This window comes from Streptomyces sp. NRRL B-24572 (genome assembly GCF_002156145.1).
In the GTDB taxonomy this organism is placed as follows: Bacteria; Actinomycetota; Actinomycetes; order Streptomycetales; family Streptomycetaceae; genus Streptomyces; species Streptomyces vietnamensis.
Genome location: NZ_MWIG01000330.1, coordinates 24,611 through 43,697 on the forward strand (window position 1 = coordinate 24,611; position 19,087 = coordinate 43,697).

Annotated in this window: 13 protein-coding genes and 1 tRNA gene; 5 read left to right on the plus strand and 9 right to left on the minus strand. The window is 72.1% G+C overall.

Translation table 11 applies throughout. The features are described 5' to 3' along the window. Positions 1-152: 152 nt before the first annotated feature. The 8 genes from CCN56_RS20550 to CCN56_RS20585 all read right to left on the minus strand — a co-directional run bounded on the left by CCN56_RS20550 (position 153) and on the right by CCN56_RS20585 (position 10,926). Positions 153-1,247: an LCP family protein gene (locus CCN56_RS20550; protein WP_086828860.1), complete on the minus strand. Its 1,095-nt coding sequence runs from the start codon at positions 1,245-1,247 to the stop codon at positions 153-155. A gap of 206 nt (positions 1,248-1,453) precedes the next feature. Beyond that, positions 1,454-3,502 carry a transcription termination factor Rho gene (rho, locus tag CCN56_RS20555; protein WP_373412875.1) on the minus strand — a complete coding sequence of 683 codons (2,049 nt, stop codon included), beginning with the start codon at positions 3,500-3,502 and terminating at the stop codon, positions 1,454-1,456. Between the two features lie 418 nt (positions 3,503-3,920). Beyond that, complete coding sequence (thrB, locus tag CCN56_RS20560; RefSeq protein WP_086828864.1) at positions 3,921-4,838, minus strand: homoserine kinase; 918 nt, start codon at positions 4,836-4,838, stop codon at positions 3,921-3,923. Positions 4,839-5,198: 360 nt separating this feature from the next. Then, complete coding sequence (gene thrC / locus CCN56_RS20565) at positions 5,199-6,269, minus strand: threonine synthase (protein WP_086828866.1); 1,071 nt, start codon at positions 6,267-6,269, stop codon at positions 5,199-5,201. Between the two features lie 6 nt (positions 6,270-6,275). Then, positions 6,276-7,568 (minus strand): homoserine dehydrogenase, encoded by a 1,293-nt coding sequence (locus tag CCN56_RS20570; protein WP_086828868.1) that lies wholly within the window; start codon positions 7,566-7,568, stop codon positions 6,276-6,278. A 135-nt stretch (positions 7,569-7,703) separates the two neighbouring features. Continuing rightward, a complete protein-coding gene (lysA, locus tag CCN56_RS20575; protein WP_086828870.1) occupies positions 7,704-9,095 on the minus strand; it encodes a diaminopimelate decarboxylase in 1,392 nt (463 codons plus the stop codon). A gap of 14 nt (positions 9,096-9,109) precedes the next feature. Continuing rightward, the gene (gene nrtL / locus CCN56_RS20580; RefSeq protein WP_086828872.1) at positions 9,110-10,093 is read right to left on the minus strand and encodes an ArgS-related anticodon-binding protein NrtL; all 984 of its coding nucleotides are present in this window, start codon (positions 10,091-10,093) and stop codon (positions 9,110-9,112) included. 203 nt (positions 10,094-10,296) lie between these two features. After that, a complete protein-coding gene (locus tag CCN56_RS20585; RefSeq protein WP_306300615.1) occupies positions 10,297-10,926 on the minus strand; it encodes a response regulator in 630 nt (209 codons plus the stop codon). 49 nt (positions 10,927-10,975) lie between these two features. On the opposite strand from CCN56_RS20585, the gene CCN56_RS20590 reads away from it, so the two are divergent. Beyond that, positions 10,976-11,047: transfer RNA gene (locus CCN56_RS20590), tRNA-Arg, on the plus strand. A 165-nt stretch (positions 11,048-11,212) separates the two neighbouring features. On the opposite strand, the gene CCN56_RS20595 is transcribed toward CCN56_RS20590, so the two are convergent. Next, positions 11,213-12,823, minus strand: a complete 1,611-nt coding sequence (locus CCN56_RS20595; protein WP_373412876.1) for a M4 family metallopeptidase — start codon at positions 12,821-12,823, stop codon at positions 11,213-11,215. 893 nt (positions 12,824-13,716) lie between these two features. On the opposite strand from CCN56_RS20595, the gene CCN56_RS20600 reads away from it, so the two are divergent. From CCN56_RS20600 to CCN56_RS20615, 4 genes are all read left to right on the plus strand, one after another. Continuing rightward, positions 13,717-15,909 carry a PBS lyase gene (locus CCN56_RS20600; RefSeq protein WP_086828876.1) on the plus strand — a complete coding sequence of 731 codons (2,193 nt, stop codon included), beginning with the start codon at positions 13,717-13,719 and terminating at the stop codon, positions 15,907-15,909. A 99-nt stretch (positions 15,910-16,008) separates the two neighbouring features. After that, entirely contained in the window at positions 16,009-16,782 is a 774-nt protein-coding gene (locus CCN56_RS20605; RefSeq protein WP_086828878.1) for a hypothetical protein, read from the plus strand. A gap of 25 nt (positions 16,783-16,807) precedes the next feature. Continuing rightward, on the plus strand, positions 16,808-18,247 hold the full coding sequence (locus CCN56_RS20610) for an ATP-binding protein (RefSeq protein ID WP_256962061.1): 1,440 nt from the start codon (positions 16,808-16,810) through the stop codon (positions 18,245-18,247). A 79-nt stretch (positions 18,248-18,326) separates the two neighbouring features. Then, positions 18,327-19,087: FtsW/RodA/SpoVE family cell cycle protein (locus CCN56_RS20615; protein ID WP_143664578.1), on the plus strand; the 761-nt coding region annotated here is incomplete at its 3' end.

Consider the following 19,087-nt stretch of genomic DNA (forward strand, 5'->3'; position numbering starts at 1 on the left):
GCCGCGGGTTGCGGACAGCGTGAACCGGGGCCGACGTACCAGTCTGCCAGGACCGGCCGCATCTCCCAAAACGGGGGTCGGCCCGGAGGTATTCCCGGGCTCGTCCGCCGGTCGTCCCACGACGTCCGCCGGTCACCGCACGACGCCGTCGGTCACTGCACGACGCCGTCGGCCTTGCCGGTGGCGGTGTCCTTCGTGGCCGACGCGGGGATCGGCAGGTCGCTCTTGAGGGCCTTCCAGACCTGTGCGGCCTTGGCTTCGAGGGGGACGACGCGGTTGGGGTCCCGGGGGTCGTACTCGACGGGCAGGGTGACCATGTGGACGTTCCGGGCGCCGATGCCGGAGAGTCCCTTGGCGAAGCCCATCAGCTCCTGCACCGAGTCGAGCTCGGAGTCGGGCGTGATGGCCTTGGTGGCGGCGTCGGCGAGTCCGTACAGCTTCGTCGGGTTCGTGAGCGCGCCGACGCCCTTGACCTGCTCGATGAAGGCCTTCATGAAGGCCTGCTGGAGCTGGATGCGGCCGAGGTCGCTGCCGTCGCCGATGCTCTTGCGGGTGCGGACGAGGCCGAGGGACTGCTCGCCGTCGAGGGTGTGCGTGCCCGGTGCGAGGTCGAGGTGGCTCTTGTCGTCCTTGATGGCCTGCGTGGTGGTGATCTCGACGCCGCCGAGCTCGTCGATGAGCTTCTTGAAGCCGGTGAAGTCGACCTCGATGTAGTGGTCCATGCGGATGCCGGACATGGACTCGACGGTCTTGACGGCGCAGGCGGGGCCGCCGACCTCGTAGGCGGTGTTGAACATGACCCGCCGCTCGCCGGGGACGGCGGTCCCCTGTGCGTCGGTGCAGGAGGGCCGGGTGACGAGGGTGTCGCGGGGTATGGAGACCACGCCGGCCTTCTTGTGGCCCTCGTAGACGTGCACGACCATCGCGGTGTCGGAGCGGGCGCCGCCCTCGTCCTTGCCGTAGGCGCCGTTGTCGCCGGAGCGGGAGTCGGAGCCGAGGACGAGGATGTCGAGGGAGCCGTTGTCGACGTTCTCGGGGCGCTCCTCGCCGAGCTGGGCGTTGATGTCGACACCCTTGAGGTTGCCGTCGAGCTTGAAGTAGACGTAGCCGAGTCCGGCGCCGCCGAGGACGAGAACCGCGGCGGCCCCCGATATGAGGATCGGCGCCGTGCGCCGCTTGGCGGGCCGCTTGCGGCGCCGGCCTCGGCCCCCGCCGCGTGCGCGGCCGGTCTTGCTCTGCTCGGTCATCGTCTTCCCTCAGCCCTAGGATTCACCTTCTGTGACGGCGAAGCAGCCGAAAGGGTTGCATATGGGCCTGTGAGGTTTGGGTGAGCTTCTCCCGGAAACAGCACTGCGCCCACCGTGCGGAACACGGTGGGCGCAGTGGTTTACGCAGGTCACGACGGGGTTACGGGATCTGAGCCCGGCTCTCGTCGTGTGACGCGGCTCTCGCGTCAGTCGTTGTTGCCGGCTCCAGGAGTGGTCTTCTGGATCTGGAGCAGGAACTCGCCGTTCGACTTCGTCTGCTTCATCTTGTCGAGCAGCAGCTCGATCGCCTGCTGCTGGTCGAGCGCGTGGAGCACGCGACGCAGCTTCCAGGTGATGGAGAGCTCGTCGCTGCCGAGGAGGATCTCCTCCTTGCGCGTGCCCGAGGCGTCGACGTCGACGGCCGGGAAGATGCGCTTGTCGGCGAGCTTCCGGTCGAGCTTGAGCTCCATGTTGCCGGTGCCCTTGAACTCCTCGAAGATCACCTCGTCCATCCGCGAGCCGGTGTCGACCAGCGCGGTGGCCAGGATGGTCAGCGAGCCGCCGTCCTCGATGTTGCGCGCGGCACCGAAGAAGCGCTTCGGCGGGTAGAGCGCGGTCGAGTCGACACCACCGGACAGGATGCGGCCGGAGGCGGGCGCCGCGAGGTTGTACGCGCGGCCCAGACGGGTGATCGAGTCGAGCAGGACGACCACGTCGTGACCCAGCTCCACGAGGCGCTTGGCGCGCTCGATGGCCAGCTCGGCGACGGTGGTGTGGTCCTCGGCCGGGCGGTCGAAGGTCGAGGAGATGACCTCGCCCTTGACCGACCGCTGCATGTCGGTGACCTCTTCCGGACGCTCGTCGACCAGGACGACCATCAGGTGGCACTCGGGGTTGTTGTGCGTGATCGCGTTGGCGATCGCCTGCATGATCATGGTCTTGCCGGTCTTCGGCGGGGCCACGATCAGACCGCGCTGGCCCTTACCGATGGGCGAGACGAGGTCGATGATGCGGGTGGTGAGCACGCCCGGGTCCGTCTCCAGGCGGAGGCGGTCCTGCGGGTAGAGCGGGGTCAGCTTGTTGAACTCCGGGCGGCCGCGGCCGGAGTCGGCGGCCATGCCGTTCGCGGAGTCCAGGCGGACCAGCGCGTTGAACTTCTCGCGGCGCTCGCCCTCCTTCGGCTGACGCACGGCGCCGGTGACGTGGTCACCCTTGCGCAGGCCGTTCTTGCGGACCTGGGCGAGGGAGACGTACACGTCGTTCGGGCCGGGCAGGTAGCCGGAGGTCCGGATGAACGCGTAGTTGTCGAGGATGTCCAGGATGCCCGCGACGGGGATCAGGACGTCGTCGTCGGCGACCTGCGGCTCACCGGCCTGGAAGTCGTCACGGCCACGACGGCCACGGCGGTCGCGGTAGCGGCCGCGACGGCCACGACGGCCGCCCTCGAAGTCGTCCTCGTCCTGCGGGCCGGCCTGCTGGCCACCCTGCTGGCCCTGGCCGCCCTGGCCCTGGCCCTGGCCGCCCTGGCGCTGGCGCTGGCCGCCCTGGCCACCGCCCTGCTGCTGCTCGTCGCCCTTGCGGTCGCGCTGACGGTCACGGCGGTCACGGCGGTCGCCGCGCTCCCCGCGCTCCCCGCGCTCGCCCCGCTCGCCGCGGTCACGGCGGCCACGGCCCTCGGCGCCGTCGACGGCGGCCTCGGCCTTGGCGTCGGCCTGCGGCTCGGCCTTGACCTCGCGGGTCTCGGTACGGGCCTCGGTCTTGACGACCTGGGCGGCCTCGGTCTTGGCCTCGACCTCCGGGGAACCGGCGGGCGCGGTGGCACGACGACGGCGGCGCTCACCGGCCGGGGCGTCGTCGGCGGCGGGCTGGCCCGGGATGTCGATCTGCTGCTGGGCGACGGCCTTCTCGGCCTTCTCCGCCTTGGGCGCGGCGGCCTCGGCGGTCTCGCCCGTGCGGGCCTTGGAGGTGGCGCGGCGCTTCGGCTTGGTGTCGGCGGCGTCGGCGGTCTTGGCGGGGGCGGCGGAGCCTCCGGCCTGCGCCTCCTTGATGACCTCGATCAGCTGGCTCTTGCGCATCCGCGCGGTGCCCCTGATGCCGAGGCCGGACGCGACCTGCTGCAGCTCGGCCAGGACCATGCCCTCGAGGCCGGTGCCGGAGCGGCGGCGCCGTGCGGTGCCGGTGGCACCTGCGGCGGGCGCGGCGGTGTCGACACTGCTGTCGGCAGTCACGCCCATCAGATCGGTGGTGTCGCTCACGAAGGGTCCTTCCCTGGAGCGGACGTCGGCCATCTGGCTCGGCGACCGGTTGTGCTGTCCGGCAGGGTCCTGGTTCGTGGACCGTGTCCGGGGCGGTGGTCCCGCCGGGTACGGCGGAGAGAGAACGTGCTGTGGGTCCGGCCCGAGCGCCCCCTGCTCGGCCCTCGACTCGAAAGAAGAACGAGGGGTGTCGTGCCGGTTCCGGAGCGTGCTCGAAACTGCTCAGGCAGGCTGCTCAGGCAGTTGGGGAGGCTCCCGGAAGAATGGGTGGTCCCTGATGGGGACACTCCGCACCGCTCCACAAAGAGGTCGGGTGCAGACTTGAGATTAACACTACCGGCTCCAACAAACATTCCCCCTCTCCCTCACCGGCAATCTCCTGTCCGAGGCGCTGCCCGGCGCCCCGGCCGCCACGCGCCTAGGGCGCCAGCGGCAGGACACTCGCTCCGGACGCGTCGAGGTCGAGCCGGTTCGCGGCCCAGCCCTCGCCCGCGAGGCGGGCGACCTTGTCGGCCGTCCCGTGTTCGGCCAGCGCGAGGACCGTGGGGCCCGCGCCGGAGATGACCGCGGGGACGCCGTCCGCGCGCAGCCGGTTCACCAGGGCGATGCTCTCCGGCATCGCGGGGGCCCGGTACTCCTGGTGCAGCCGGTCCTCGGTGGCCGCGAGCAGCAGCTCGGGGCGGCGGGTCAGCGCCTCGACGAGGAGGGCGGCGCGCCCGGCGTTGGCGGCGGCGTCCACGTGCGGGACGGTGCGCGGCAGGAGTCCGCGGGCGGTCTCGGTCAGTACGGGCTTTCCGGGGACGAAAACCACCGGAACGATGGAATCCGAAGGATCCATCCTGATCGCCTTGGCGGCACCGGACTCGGTCCAGGCGAGCGTGAATCCGCCGAGCAGACAGGCGGCGACGTTGTCGGGGTGGCCCTCGATCTCGGTGGCCAGCTCCAGGAGGGCGGCCTCGTCGAGCTTGGCGTCCCCGCCTATGGTCACGGCGCGGGCGGCGACGATGCCGGCGCAGATGGCGGCGGAGGAGGAGCCGAGGCCGCGGCCGTGCGGGATGCGGTTGGCGCAGACGACCTCGAGGCCGCGCGGCTGTCCGCCGAGCAGGTCGAAGGCCGTGCGCAGGGAGCGTACGAGCAGGTGGCTCTCGTCGCGCGGGAGCGTCTCGGCGCCCTCACCGGCGATGTCGACGTGCAGCCCGGAGTCGGCGACCCGGACGACGACGTCGTCGTAGAGCCCCAGCGACAGGCCGAAGGCGTCGAAGCCCGGGCCGAGGTTGGCGCTGGTGGCGGGGACGCGCACCCGTACGGCGGCGGCGCGGAACGCTGGACCGGCCATCGCTCGTTGACTCTCCTTGATTGCGAAAACGGTGTTTCGGACAACGGGTATTGCAAGAGAAGTACTCGGGGACCCGGGCCCGGGGGGCCGTTTCGGCCGCGGCGGCGACAACGGCAACGACACCGCGCATATGCGTCGGGGCGGGTTCGGTACAGCCTATCGAAGGAAGGTTCTGTGGCGACATAGGGCGCACAGGAGGCGCACGATGCGTGTCGCGAGCAATCCTGTGCGCCTATGTAGGTTCCTGATCGGGTTTCACCCGATCAGGAACCGGCGGGCCTTGCCTGTTTTCAGGCCAGGGCCCGTTTCAAGCCAGGTTCTGCTTTCAGGCCAGATTCTGCTTCAGGCCGGGTTCTGCTTTCAGGCCAGACCGAGGCGCTCGGCGGCGGCCGCGGCGTCGACCGGGACGGTGACCGGCTGCGGCGCGCCGGCGACGGCCCAGTCGGGGTCCTTGAGGCCGTTGCCGGTGACGGTGCAGACGATCCGCTGGCCGGGGTCGACCTTGCCCTGCGCGGCGGCCTTCAGGAGGCCGGCGACCGAGGCGGCCGAGGCGGGCTCGACGAAGACGCCCTCCTGAGCGGCCAACAGGCGGTAGGCCTGCAGGATCTCACGGTCCGTCACCTCGTCGATGAAGCCGCCCGACTCGTCGCGCGCGGCGATCGCGTAGTCCCACGAGGCCGGGTTGCCGATGCGGATCGCGGTGGCGATCGTCGACGGGTCCTTGACGACCTCGCCGCGCACGAGCGGGGCGGAGCCGGAGGCCTGGAAGCCCCACATGCGCGGGCGGTGGGTGGCGAGACCGTCGGCGGCGTACTCGCGGTACCCCTTCCAGTACGCCGTGATGTTGCCGGCGTTGCCGACGGGCAGGACGTGGATGTCGGGGGCGTCGCCCAGCATGTCCACGATCTCGAACGCGGCGGTCTTCTGGCCCTCGATGCGGACCGGGTTGACCGAATTGACCAGCGCCACCGGGTAGTTCTCGGAGAGGCTACGGGCCAGGGTCAGGCAGTCGTCGAAGTTGCCGTCGACCTGGAGGATCTTCGCGCCGTGCACGAGGGCCTGGCCCATCTTGCCGAGCGCGATCTTGCCCTGCGGCACGAGGACGGCGGAGACCATCCCGGCGCGGACCGCGTAGGCGGCGGCGGACGCCGAGGTGTTGCCGGTGGACGCGCAGATGACGGCCTGCGCGCCCTCCTCCTTGGCCTTCGAGATGGCCATGGTCATGCCCCGGTCCTTGAAGGAGCCGGTGGGGTTGGCGCCCTCGACCTTGAGGTGCACCTCGCAGCCCGTGCGCTCGGAGAGGACCTGAGCGGGAACGAGCGGCGTACCGCCCTCACGGAGCGTGACGACCGGCGTCGTGTCCGTGACCGGAAGGCGGTCCCGGTACTCCTCGATGATGCCGCGCCACTGGTGGGTGCCCTTGGTGGTCATGGGTCCTTACTCCCCTTCAACACGCATGATGCTGGCGACACCGCGCACGGTGTCGAGCTTGCGCAGCGCCTCGACGGTCCCGGAGAGGGCGGCGTCGGGCGCGCGGTGGGTGACGACGACGAGCGATGCCTCGCCGTCCTTGCCCTGCTGGCGCACCGTATCGATGGATACGCCGTGCTCGGCGAAGACCGTCGCGACCTGGGCGAGGACGCCCGGCTTGTCGGCCACGTCGAGGCTGATGTGGTACCGCGTCACCACGTCGCCCATGGGGCTCACGGGCAGCTGGGTGTACGCGGACTCGCCGGGGCCCGTCGCCTCGTTGAGACGGTTGCGGCAGACGGCGACGATGTCGCCGAGCACGGCCGAGGCGGTCGGCGAGCCGCCCGCCCCCGGGCCGTAGAACATGAGCTGCCCGGCGGCCTCCGCCTCGACGAAGACCGCGTTGTACGCCTCGCGGACGGAGGCGAGCGGGTGGCTGAGCGGGATCATCGCGGGGTGCACGCGCGCGGTGACGGACTCGCCGTCGGCGGCCCGCTCGCAGATCGCGAGCAGCTTGATGGTGCAGCCCATCTGCTTGGCGGAGGCGAAGTCCGCGGCGGTGACCTCGGTCATGCCCTCGCGATAGACGTCGTCGAGGCGCACGCGCGTGTGGAAGGCGATCCCGGCGAGGATGGCGGCCTTGGCGGCGGCGTCGAAGGCCTCGACGTCGGCGGTGGGGTCGGCCTCGGCGTACCCGAGCGCGGTGGCCTCGTCGAGGGCCTCGGAGTACCCGGCCCCCGAGGTGTCCATCTTGTCGAGGATGAAGTTGGTGGTGCCGTTGACGATGCCCATCACCCGGTTGATCTTGTCGCCGGCGAGGGACTCGCGCAGCGGCCGGATGAGCGGGATGGCGCCGGCGACGGCGGCCTCGTAGTACAGGTCCTGCCCGTGCTGCTCGGCGGCGGCGTAGAGGCTCGCGCCGTCCTGGGCGAGCAGCGCCTTGTTCGCCGAGACGACGGAGGCGCCGTGCTCGAAGGCGGTGGTGATGAGGGTGCGGGCCGGCTCGATGCCGCCGATGACCTCGACGACGACGTCGATGTCCCCGCGTTTGACGAGGGCGGTCGCGTCGGTGGTGAGCAGTTCGGCGGGGATGCCCGCGCGGACCTTGTCGGGCCGGCGGACGGCGACGCCGGCGAGCTCGACCGGCGCGCCGATGCGCGCGGCGAGGTCGTCGGCGTGCGTCGTCATGATGCGCGCCACCTCTGAGCCGACCACTCCACAGCCCAGCAGCGCCACCTTCAGCGGACGCGTACGCATCATCCGACCTCGTTTCTCGTACTGCTTCGTATCTCTACGGTTGCGTATCTCTACGGAGAACCAGTCTCACTCACCGGACGAGGGATTCCGCCCCTCGTCCGGATTTTGAGACATCTATTTCATCACTCGACTATTTCATCATCCGACGTCGAGCCGCAGGAGATCTTCCTCCGTCTCGCGCCGGACGATGACCCGCGCCTCGCCGTCGCGGACGGCGACGACGGGCGGTCGGAGCGCGTGGTTGTAGTTGCTGGCCATGGAGCGGCAGTACGCGCCGGTGGCCGGCACGGCGATGAGGTCGCCGGGCGCCAGGTCCGAGGGCAGGAAGGCGTCCCGTACGACGATGTCGCCGCTCTCGCAGTGCTTGCCGACGACGCGGGAGAGCATCGGCTCGGCCTCGCTGGTCCGCGAGACGAGGCTGACGCTGTACTCGGCGTCGTAGAGGGCGGTGCGGATGTTGTCCGACATGCCGCCGTCGACGCTCACGTACGTCCGCAGCCCTTCGAGGGGCTTGACGGTGCCGACGCGGTAGAGGGTGAAGGCGGTGGGGCCGACGATGGCCCGCCCGGGCTCGACGGAGATGCGAGGAGTCCGCAGCCCGGCGGCCTCGCACTCCCGCGTCACGATCTCGCTCAACGCCTTGGCGATCTCGTGCGGCTCGCGCGGATCGTCCTCGGAGGTGTACGCGATGCCGAGCCCGCCGCCGAGATCGATCTCGGGCAGCTCGACGCCGTGCTCGTCGCGCACCTCGGCGAGCAGCTGGACGACGCGCCGGGCGGACACCTCGAACCCGGCCATGTCGAAGATCTGCGACCCGATGTGGGAGTGGATGCCGATGAGCTCGAGCCCGTCGAGCTTGAGCGCCCGGCGCACGGCCTCGGCGGCCTGCCCGCCGGCGAGGGCGATCCCGAACTTCTGGTCCTCGTGGGCGGTGGCGATGAACTCGTGCGTGTGGGCCTCGACTCCGACGGTCACCCGGATCTGCACGCGCTGGCGCTTGCCGAGGGACTGGGCGATGTGGGCGACCCGGACGATCTCCTGGAAGGAGTCGAGCACGATCCGCCCGACGCCGACCTCGACGGCCCGGCGGATCTCGTCCTCACTCTTGTTGTTCCCGTGGAAGGCGATGCGCTCGGCGGGCATCCCGGCGGAGAGAGCGGTGCTCAGCTCTCCGCCGGAACACACATCGAGGTTGAGCCCCTCCTCCTTGAGCCACCGCACGACGGCGCGGGAGAGGAAGGCCTTGCCGGCGTAGAACACGTCGGCGTCCTTGCCGAAGGCCTCGGCCCAGGCACGGCAGCGCGCACGGAAGTCGGTCTCGTCGAGGAAGTAGGCGGGCGTGCCGAACTCCTCGGCGAGGGCGTCGACGCCGATGCCGCCGACGGTGACGACCCCGCGCTCGTCCCGGCTGACGGTCCGGGCCCACACCTTCGGATCGAGGGTGTTGAGATCGGCGGGCGGAGCGGAGTAGTGCCCCTCGGGAAGGACATCGGCGTGACGGGGCCCGGCGGGGTGGGCGGAACGGCTCATGACGACTGGCTCTTTCAGATCTGGTCGGGTGCGCTGATGCCGAGCAGGGAGAGGCCACCGGCGAGCACCGTCCCGGCGGCTTCGGCGAGCGCGAGCCGGGAACGGTGGGCGGCCGAGGGTTTCTCGTCGCCGAGCGGCAGAACGGTGTGCTGGAACGCGAGCAGCGCGTCGGCGGTGGCTTCCAGGTGCCGGGCGACCCGGTCGGGGGCGCGGTGGCGGGCGGCGGCGAGGAGGACGAGGGGGTGGTCGTCGAGGACGCCGAGGAGCTCGGGGGCGTGGAGGTCGGTGCCGCACTCTGTGTCGTACGAGGGGCTGAAGCCGAGCTGCGCCGCGTTGACGAGCAGCCTGCGCACCCGCGCGTGGGCGTACCGGACGCGGAAGAGGGAGTTGCGCTCGTGCTGGACGAGGAGGGGCGGCCCGTCGAGGGCCCGGTCCTGGGGCGCGGCGCGCAGGAGGGACCAGCGGGCGGCGTCGACACCGAGGAGGTGGGGCGCGTACGGGGCGGGACGCACGTGGATCCGCTCGCTCCCCTCACCCCCACCGAACCCGGCATCGGCCCCCTGGCTCCGGAGCAACCGAAGAACGACCTCGATGACGACCTCGGCACGGGACTCTGTCACCTCGCCGAACCGGACGACGGTCCCGGCGAGGGCGGTGCCGTGCCCGTACGCGGATCCGGCGGTACGGATCGCCCGTACGAGATCACCGCCGGCGTCGCGGCGGAGGGTGAAGTTCAGGAACCCGGGCCCGGTGATGTCGACGGCGAGGATCCCGGGGGCTCCCTGGAGCCGCTCCTTCAGAACCCCGGCGACGTCGAGGGCGCTGCGGCCGGCGGGCCGGGCGAGACTGAGCGCGACGCTACTGGCGTACTCCCCGGTGCCCCCGGGCCGGGCCCGCTCGACCTTGACGCGCGGGGGGACGTCGACCCGCAGCGCACCGTCGTCGACCGCACGGCGCACGGCGTGCTGCACGGTGAGGGAGAGGTCCGCGGGGGTCACGGGACAAGCCTAGGGGAGGAGGGGGGTCAGAACGCGAACCGGTTTCGCCATGCGGGCACCTCGCCGTGCGGGCACCTTGCCGTGCGGCGCCTTGCCGGGCGGGCACCCTGCCGTGCGGCGCCTTGCCGTGCGGGCGCCCTGCCGTACGGGCACCCTGCCGTACGGGCGCCTTTACGACGGCACCCGAACGCACAGGGCTCGGATCACCCCGCGCACACTCCCGGCACGCCGGGCGCCCTGCTGCAGGGCGGATCCTGCTGCCGGGCGTCCTGCTCGCGCCGTCCGGGCCCGTCGACTGCGGCCGGCTCCTCTCCCCCGTCCTGCCCGCCCGCGTCCGGACGCTCCCGCCGCTCGCGGTGCATCAACTGCCGGACCACGCGTACGAGGTCCGAGGGCTCGAAGGGCTTGGCGAGGAAGGCGTCGACACCGGAGGAGACCCCGCCGACCTCGTGCTCGCCGCAGGCGCTGATGATCGCCACCGGCAGATGACTGGTCCGCGGGTCGGACCGCAACCGCTCGGCCGTCTTGATCCCGTCCAAGCGGGGCATGACGACGTCCAGGGTGACGACATCAGGACAGACCTGATGTACGACATCCAGACACTCGGCACCATCGGCCGCGGTCACGACCTCGAACCCCTCGAGTTCGAGATTGACCCTGATCAACTGCCGGATCACCTTGTTGTCATCGACAACGAGCACCCGACCGGACACGCCTGACACACGAACGAGAGTAGGCCGCCCAGAACGACCGCGTCCGGGTTTTGCCCACTTCTGACCCGTGCGGGGGACCCGCCCCTTGGTGACGCCCCGGAAATACCTGTTCACAGGCACCCCCGGAGAGCTGGTAGGGTTCTACCCGTCGCCGCAGAACGCAGCGGACGCCCCCGTAGCTCAGGGGATAGAGCAACGGCCTCCGGAGCCGTGTGCGCAGGTTCGAATCCTGCCGGGGGCACTTCGCAGGAAGTGCCAAGAGACCCCGTGATCAGCGGAAACGCTGAGCGCGGGGTCTTGTTGTTTGTGCGGCCGCGGGGCGGTGGCGGGGGGAACGCGGGAGACCCCGCCCGCAGTGGGAGCACTGCGGGCGGGGTCTCCTTTTTGCCTGTGTGGGCCTGTGGGGTTACTTGACGTTGATCGCGGTCCAGGCCTTGGCGACCGCGTTGTACTGGGTGCTGCCGGTGCCGTAGAGGTCCGCGGCGGCCGAGAGGGTGGCCGTGCGGGCGCCCGAGTAGCCGGTGGTGGAGGTCATGTAGGTGGAGAGGGCCTTGTACCAGATCTTGTACGCGGCCTGGCGGCCGATGCCGGTGACCGTGGAGCCGTCGTAGGTCGGCGAGTTGTAGGTGACGCCGTTGATCGTCTTCGTGCCGCTGCCCTCGGACAGCAGGTAGAAGAAGTGGTTCGCCGGGCCCGAGGAGTAGTGGACGTTCAGGCGGCCGACCGACTTCGACCAGTAGTCGGCGGACTTGCCGTCCTTGCTGGGCTGGTCCATGTAACGGAGCGGCGAGCCGTCGCCGTTGATGTCGATCTTCTCGCCGATGAGGTAGTCACCCGCGTCGGTGGAGTTGTTCGCGTACCACTCGACCGAGGTGCCGAGGATGTCGGAGGTCGCCTCGTTCAGGCCGCCGGACTCGCCGCTGTAGCGGAGGTTCGCGGTGGAGGAGGTCAGGCCGTGGGACATCTCGTGGCCGGCCACGTCGAGGGACGTGAGCGGGTGGGTGTTGTTGATGCCGTCGCCGTACGTCATGCAGAAGCAGGAGTCGTCCCAGAAGGCGTTGACGTACGCGCTGCCGTAGTGGACGCGGGAGTAGGCGGCGACGCCGTCGCCGCGGATGCCGCTGCGGCCCAGCTCGTTCTTGTAGAAGTCCCACGTCACCGCCGCGCCGTAGTGGGCGTCGGCCGCGGCCGTCTCGCGGTTGCTCGCGAGGCCGTTGCCCCACGTGTCCGTGGAGTTGGTGAAGAGGGTGCCCTGGCCGGACGTGCCGCCGTTCAGGTCGTACGTCTTGTGGCCGCCGCGCGTGGCGTCGGTGAGGGTGTACGAGCCCGAGGTGCCGAGGGTGACCTGGCCGGAGTACATGGTGTTGCCCACGCCGGTCTCGATCGTCTCGACGGAGGAGAGCTCCTTGCCGGTGGTGGCGTCGGTGACGACCTGGCGGCGGCTCGGGGTGCCGTCCTTCTGGACGCCGGTGACGTACGTCTCCCAGGCGAGGACCGGCTTGCCGGTGGCCGCCCAGATCACCTTGCGGGCGGAGGCGACCTTCTCGTCCGCGTTGGCGGCGGAGGCGAGGGCGGACTTGCCCGCGGCGGCGGAGGAGACGGCGGGCGTCGTGGTGGCCACGGATATGCGGGCCGAGGTCGCCTTGGTGGTGGAGCGGGCGCCCGACTTCTTCTGGTGGACGACCAGGTCGCCGCCGATGACCGGAAGGCCCTCGTAGGTGCGCTCGTAGCGCGTGTGGACGGTGCCGTCCGCGTCCTTGACGACGTCCCGGACGACCAGCTTCTCCTGGGCCGGCAGGCCGATGGCCCGGGCGGTGGCGGCGGTCTCGCCCTGGGCCTCGTGGATGGCGGCGGCGCGCTGGGTGCCGGTCAGCTGGATCGCCGTGGCACCGGCCTCGCGCTGGGCGTCGGCGTTGGCGGATCCGGTCTGGACGCCGACGACGACCATGGCGGCCGAGGCGATCAGGGCGGCGGCGCGGGCGGTGGTGCGGCGGTGCGAGGACTGCTGGCGGGTCACGCGGGCTCCTTCGCTGAAAAGCGTGGGGATCGTGGGGGTGGGTGTTGCGGGTGTGAGCGTGCCAGCGAAGTCGCCCGTTTGACAGGTCTGCAACAAGGATTTGACCATGTGTTGTCCGAAGGACAGGTAACTGTGTTCGTTATGCGGGTAGTTCGGACTGCATCGCGACCCTCTCTGCCCAGATTCGGGCAGCATCAACCCCCCTGGAGGGATCGCCGAGAGGCTTGTGGCTTTTGGGGGATTCGGGGCGCTTTTGGGGAAGTTGGGGCTTCGGGTCGTGCGCTTGTGGGACGATCCCGAACGACCCGTCCTCCTTATGGGCGACATCGCGCCACGTCTGGAGCGGTACGGAGACCCCCTGGCGCCGTTCTTCGCGCCCGGGCGGGCGAGGTCCGCGCCGGGAGCTTCCGCACCCCCTCGAGCCGGACCCCCCAAGCCGGTCGCGCTCCGCGCCCCGGCCTTCTTCCTCGACGACGGGAGGGCCGTCCTCCGGTCCCGCTCCCGCCGGGGCGGTGGCCGGGCCTCTCGGGCCTGCTCCGTCCGCACGGTGACCGGATGCGGATCGGGGTGCCCGTCTCGTACGGCTCCCCGACGACCTCACCCCGGCCGCCTCGCCGAAGGGTCGGAGTGCGGGCCGGCGCGGTGGGCACACCCGCCGCTCCCCGTCGGACCGCGCGGGTCGCCGGGCGGCCCGAGACGACCGTCCTCGGCCCCGTCGGCGTGTCGCCCGTTCCGCCACCGAGTGCAACTGCCTTGCTCCGCACCGTACATGGCGGAAAGAGACCGCAACAGGCGCTCCGCGCGCGGCAGGTGTCGCCGGTTCGGCCTTGTCGTCCGTCCTGTGGTGCACACTTGCTGCCTGGCACAGCGCTCACGGGGAAGGCGGCCTGGCAATGCTGACGGGGATCGAGGAGGTCGACTGGGCCTCGCTGGGGCACGCGTACGGCCCCGCGGACGACGTGCCGGAGCTGCTCCGCGGACTCGCCTCCGCCGACCCCGCGGAGCGCGAGACCGCCCTCGACGGCATGTACGGCGCCGTGCACCACCAGGGCGACGTCTACGACTCGACGCTCGCCTGCATCCCCTTCCTCCTCGAACTCGTCGCCGACCCCGACGTCCAGGACCGGGGCTGCATCGTCGAGCTGCTCACCAGCATCGGCGGGATCGAACTCGACGACGACGAGGAACTGGACGAACTCGACTCCGAAGACGAGGAGTTCATCCCCGCCGCCAACTACGCGATGGCCGCCGCCGCCATCGCCGCCGGGGCCGACGTCTTCCTCGGTCTCGTCTCGGACCCCGACCCCGAGGTGCGGCTCGCCGCGCCGTGCGCGCTCGCCTCGCTGCACCCCGAGCCCGCCCGGGTGCTGACCCTGCTGCGGGAGCGGCTCACCGTCGAGCGCGACACCGAGGTGCGGCTCGCCCTGGTGGCCGCCGTCGGGCGGATCGCCCTGCGGCACGCCTCGCTGCGCACCGAGACCGTCGACTGGCTCGGCTGGCTCGCCCGCGCCGCCCACGACCCCGGGCTCCGGCTCGCGGCGCTCGCCCAGCGGGCGCGCTGCGCGCCCGCCGACATCCCGGACGACGTGGTGCCGTGGGTGACGGGGCTCCTGGAGGAGATCAGGACCTCGGCGAACCGGCCGGCCTCCCCCGGCACGGAGCGGGCCGCGACGCCGACCCTCATCGGGCAGGTCCGCGAGCTCCTGGAGGAGCACGCCGCCGGCCGGCCCGCTCCGTGGACCGAGGAGCTGCTGCGGACCCTGCACGCCGCGCTCGACGACCGCGTCGACGACCGGATCGCGCTGATCGTCGCGCAGCTGCGCAGCCCGGACTGGGGGCAGCGTTCGGACGCGATCTGGTTGTGCGGCGGTTTGATACGGGTCTGGCGCGGGCGGTACGAGGAGGTCGTCAGGCTCGTCGGCGCGCAGCTCCAGGACCCCGAGCCGCGGCTCCGCGAGGCGGCCACGTCCTTCCTGGAGCGGCTCTTCGAGCTGGGCGCGCCCGCCGCCGACGCGCTCGCGTCCCGGCTCTCCGTGGGACCGGGTGCCGGGGCCCCGGGCATCGCTGCAGGACCGGGCGCCGTGGGGCCGGGTGCCGGGTCGGGCGCCGTGGGGTCGGGCGCCGCCTCCGGATCAGGGCCCGCAGCCCCGAACCCCGGGCACGCGTTCGTCGGGCGGTCCGGGCGGGACGGGGCGCTGCTCGCGCTCGCCCGCGCCGGGGACACCCGCGCGGTCCCGCTGCTCGCCCGCGCCCTGGAGGAGCCCGAGGTGCGGCGCGAGCTGCTGTACGCCATGGACGGGCTCGGGCCCTCCGCGGCGATGCTCGCCCCGCTGCTGCGGCGCCGGCTCGCCGAGGTCGAGCTCGACGAGTGGCTGTACGACCGGGCGGCGCCGCTGCTGTACGCCCTGGCGGCCGTGCGGGGCGGCCAGGCGCTGCCGGAGGTGCTGCGGGTGCTGCGCGGGGCGCCGGCGAACCGGCGCGACTGGGTGCGGGAGGCCGCCCTGCGGACCCTGGCGGCCTTCGGACCCGCCGCCCGGGAGGCCGTACCGGACATGCGAAGACTCCTGGCCGCCGAGTCGGCCGCCGTCGCCACGACGGCGGCGAAGGCCCTGTGGGCGGCCGAGGGCGACCGGGGGGACGTGCTGCCGGCCCTGGAGCGGTGGCTGCGGCCGGGCGCGTCGGGTTCGGACTGGTGCGCCGCCGCGCAGGCCCTCGGCGAGATCGGCCCGGCGGCGGCCGGAGCGGCCCCGGCCCTCCGGCCCGGTCTGGTCTCGCGGGACCTGTGGGTGCGGGTCCGCAGCGCCGCCGCGCTGTGGCGGGTGTCCGGCGAGGCCTCGGCTTCGCTCCCGGTGCTGCTCGCGGCCTGGGAGGAGAACCGGCACGCGCGCGTGGACATCGCGGAGTGCCTGGCGGAGATGGGTCCTGCGGCCTCCGGCGCGCAGCTGGTCATCCTCACGGAGCTGACCCGCAGGCGCCGTCACAACGCCCGTGAGGACGGCTCCGGCAGCCATGACATCCACCTCGACGAGAAGCTGCTGACCCTGTGCCGGGCGGCGCTGGCCCGGATGGAACGGGGGACGTTCTAGATCCCCCGATGGAGGGCGACAATCCGATGATGAGACAAAAAGGACTTCACTCCGCATAAGGTCTAAAGGGAGCCCGCCCCCTACCGACCGAGGAGCCCCGTGAGACCGCGCGGAGTGCGCAGCGCCGCCGGCGTCGCCCTGTGCGCCCTCGGTCTCGCCCTCGTGATCACCGGCTGCGGTGGCCGCGAGGGCGGGCTCAGGAGTGCCGGGCCCACGCCCACCGCCGTGGGACCCGTACGGCTCTGGCCCGATCTGCCGCCCGCCACGAACCCGCCGATCGACTACGGCGAGTCCGACACCCAGCGCGTCCCCGGCATCGAGGCCCCCGACAACGACGTCCACGCGGTCGACGCGGTGGCGGTCGTCCAGGCCGAGGTGCGCGCCCACCCCGACACGTACACCGGCCCGGACGGCCTGTACGAGCAGACCGCCCGGGCGATCGGGGCCTGCGGCACGGCGCCGGCCGCCTGTCCGATCCTGCGGCCGTACTACCGCGACCTCACCGGCAACGGCCGGGACGAGCTGATCGTCGGGATCCGGATGCCCGACCAGCAGGTCGGCGTGCGGGTCTACCTCGCCGAGAACGGCGGCCTGACCCGGATCATGTCCACCGTCGACCAGGTCATCAGCGTCGAGCTGGCGGGCCGGGACCTGATCCTGCGGGTCGGTTCGGCCGGCATCCCCGGGTACGAGTACCGGACCGCCTGGACCTGGGACGAGCAGCAGGGCAGCATGCTGCCCACCCGGGACGAGATCGTCCGGGTGAAGCCTCCCGGCACCGGCCCCTCGACGGTGCCCGCGCCCCGCCTGGTGAGCCCCACGCCGACACCGACCGACGGACCCGCGCCCGTACCCCCGGAGGCGACACCGTGAGGACCGCACCCCCGGAGGCGAACCCGTGAGGGCGCCGCGGCTGCCCGCCTGGACGGCGACCCTCACCTGGAAGGCCGCCGTCTTCATCGCGGTGATGTGCTGCGCCCTCGCCGCGCTGCTCGGCGTCCTCGTCCACGTCTCGGTGGCCGGGCAGACCGTGAGCGACTCCCGCGACAAGGCCCTGGCGCGGCTCACCGAGGTCAGCGTGCTGTACGAGGCGGGCGAGCCGCTCCCCCGGTTCGCCGGTGTGGATCCGCCCGGACTCCCCGCCTCGCTGCGGGCGCTCGCCGCGCGCGGGGAGCGCGGCACGATGGTCACGGAGTACGAGGGCCGGCCGACGATGTGGGCGGCGGGCCCGGCGGACGGCCCCGCGGCCGGCCCGACCGACAGCTCGACGGACGGCCCGACCGACGGCCCGACTGCCGGCTCGACCAATGGCACGGCAGACAGCTCGCCGAACGGCTCGACCGACAGCCCGACCAGCGGCCCGACCAGCGGCCCGACCGACAGCCCGACCGCCGGCCCCGCCGACGGCCGCGTCCTCGCCGTACGCCTCGACTACACCCAGAGCGCCGAGGCCATCGACGCGCTCGACCGCTCGATCCTCGGCTCCTCCGTGCTTGCCATCGGGGCGACCCTCCTCGTGGGCGTCTTCGCCGTCACCCGGGTCACCCGCCGGCTGCACCTCACCGCGCAGGTGGCCCGCCGGATCAGCGCCGGCGACCTCGACGCGCGCGTGGACGATCCCCGTACGAAGGACCCCTCGCGCCCGCAGGACGAGGTGGCCACGGTCTCCGGGGCGCTCGACACGATGGCCTCCTCCCTCCAGCACAAGCTGCAGACCGAGCAGCGGTTCACCGCCGATGTGGCGCACGAGCTGCGGACGCCGCTGACGGGGCTTTCGGCCGCGGCCGAACTGCTGCCGGAGGGGCGGCCCTCGGAGCTCGTACGCGATCGCGTGCGGGCGATGCGCGGGCTCACCGAGGACCTCCTGGAGATCTCGCGGCTCGACGCCCGCACCGAGACCGTGGACCTGGCGGTGCACGAGCTCGGACCGCTCGCCGAGCGGGTGGTGCGCGCCTCGGGCACGGCCACGGAGGTACGGATCGTCCGCGACGCGACGGTGGAGACGGACCGGCGGCGCGTGGAGCGGGTTCTGGGCAATCTGGTGGCCAACGCGCACAAGCACGGGGCGCCGCCGGTGGTGGTGACGGTGGACGGTCCCGTGGTGTCCGTGCGGGACCACGGGCCGGGCTATCCCGCGTACCTCCTGGAGTCGGGGCCGCAGCGGTTCCGTACCGAGAGCGGGGGCAAGGGGCACGGCCTCGGACTGACGATCGCGGTGGGGCAGGCGGAGGTGATCGGCGCCGAACTGGTCTTCGCCGCCGCCCCCGGCGGGGGCGCCGAGGCCCGGCTGCGGCTGCCGGAGTACGTGCGCTTCGTCCCTTCCGACGCGGAGGAGTGACGACCCTCCGAATCTGAGGACTCACGGCACACCGTCACACAAAAGGGACATAGGGCATACCGCTTGCTACGTTGCGGCCATGACCGCACCACGGCGCCCGGACGCACCCCCGCCCGGCATCCGTGTCCCGAAGCGGCGCGGCGTGGAGCTGTCGCTCCTGATCGGCGCGGTCCTCATCTCCGTCCTCGGGTACGCGGAGGTCGGCCTCGCCCGCAGCGGCGCCGTGCCGCCCGACGCCGCCCGCTACGGGGCCGGGCTCGGGGGGCTCGCGCTCGTCGCCCACCTCGCGGTCCGCTTCCGCGCCCCGTACGCCGATCCCCTGCTGCTGCCGATCGCGGTCCTGCTCAACGGCCTCGGCCTGGTGCTGATCTACCGCCTCGACCTGGAGACGCCGAAGGACCAGGCGGCGGCGACGCAGTTGGTCTGGTCGACGCTCGGGGTGGCCCTGTTCATCGTGGTCGTGCTGCTCCTGCGTGACCATCGGGCGCTCCAGGGGTACGCGTACGTGTCGGTGGCCGCCGCGCTCGGCCTGATGATCCTGCCGATCTTCTTCCCGGCGGTGAACGGCGCCAAGATCTGGATCAGGATCGACGGTCTCTCCTTCCAGCCGGGCGAGTTCGCCAAGATCCTGCTCGCGGTCTTCTTCGCCGCGTACCTCGCCGCCAACCGCAACGCGCTCGCGTACACCGGCCGCCGCATCTGGAAGTTCCAGTTCCCGACCGGCCGGGTCCTCGGGCCGATCGTCGCGATCTGGCTGCTGAGCGTCGGCGTCCTCGTCCTGGAACGGGACCTGGGCACCTCGCTGCTCTTCTTCGGCCTCTTCGTGATCATGCTGTACGT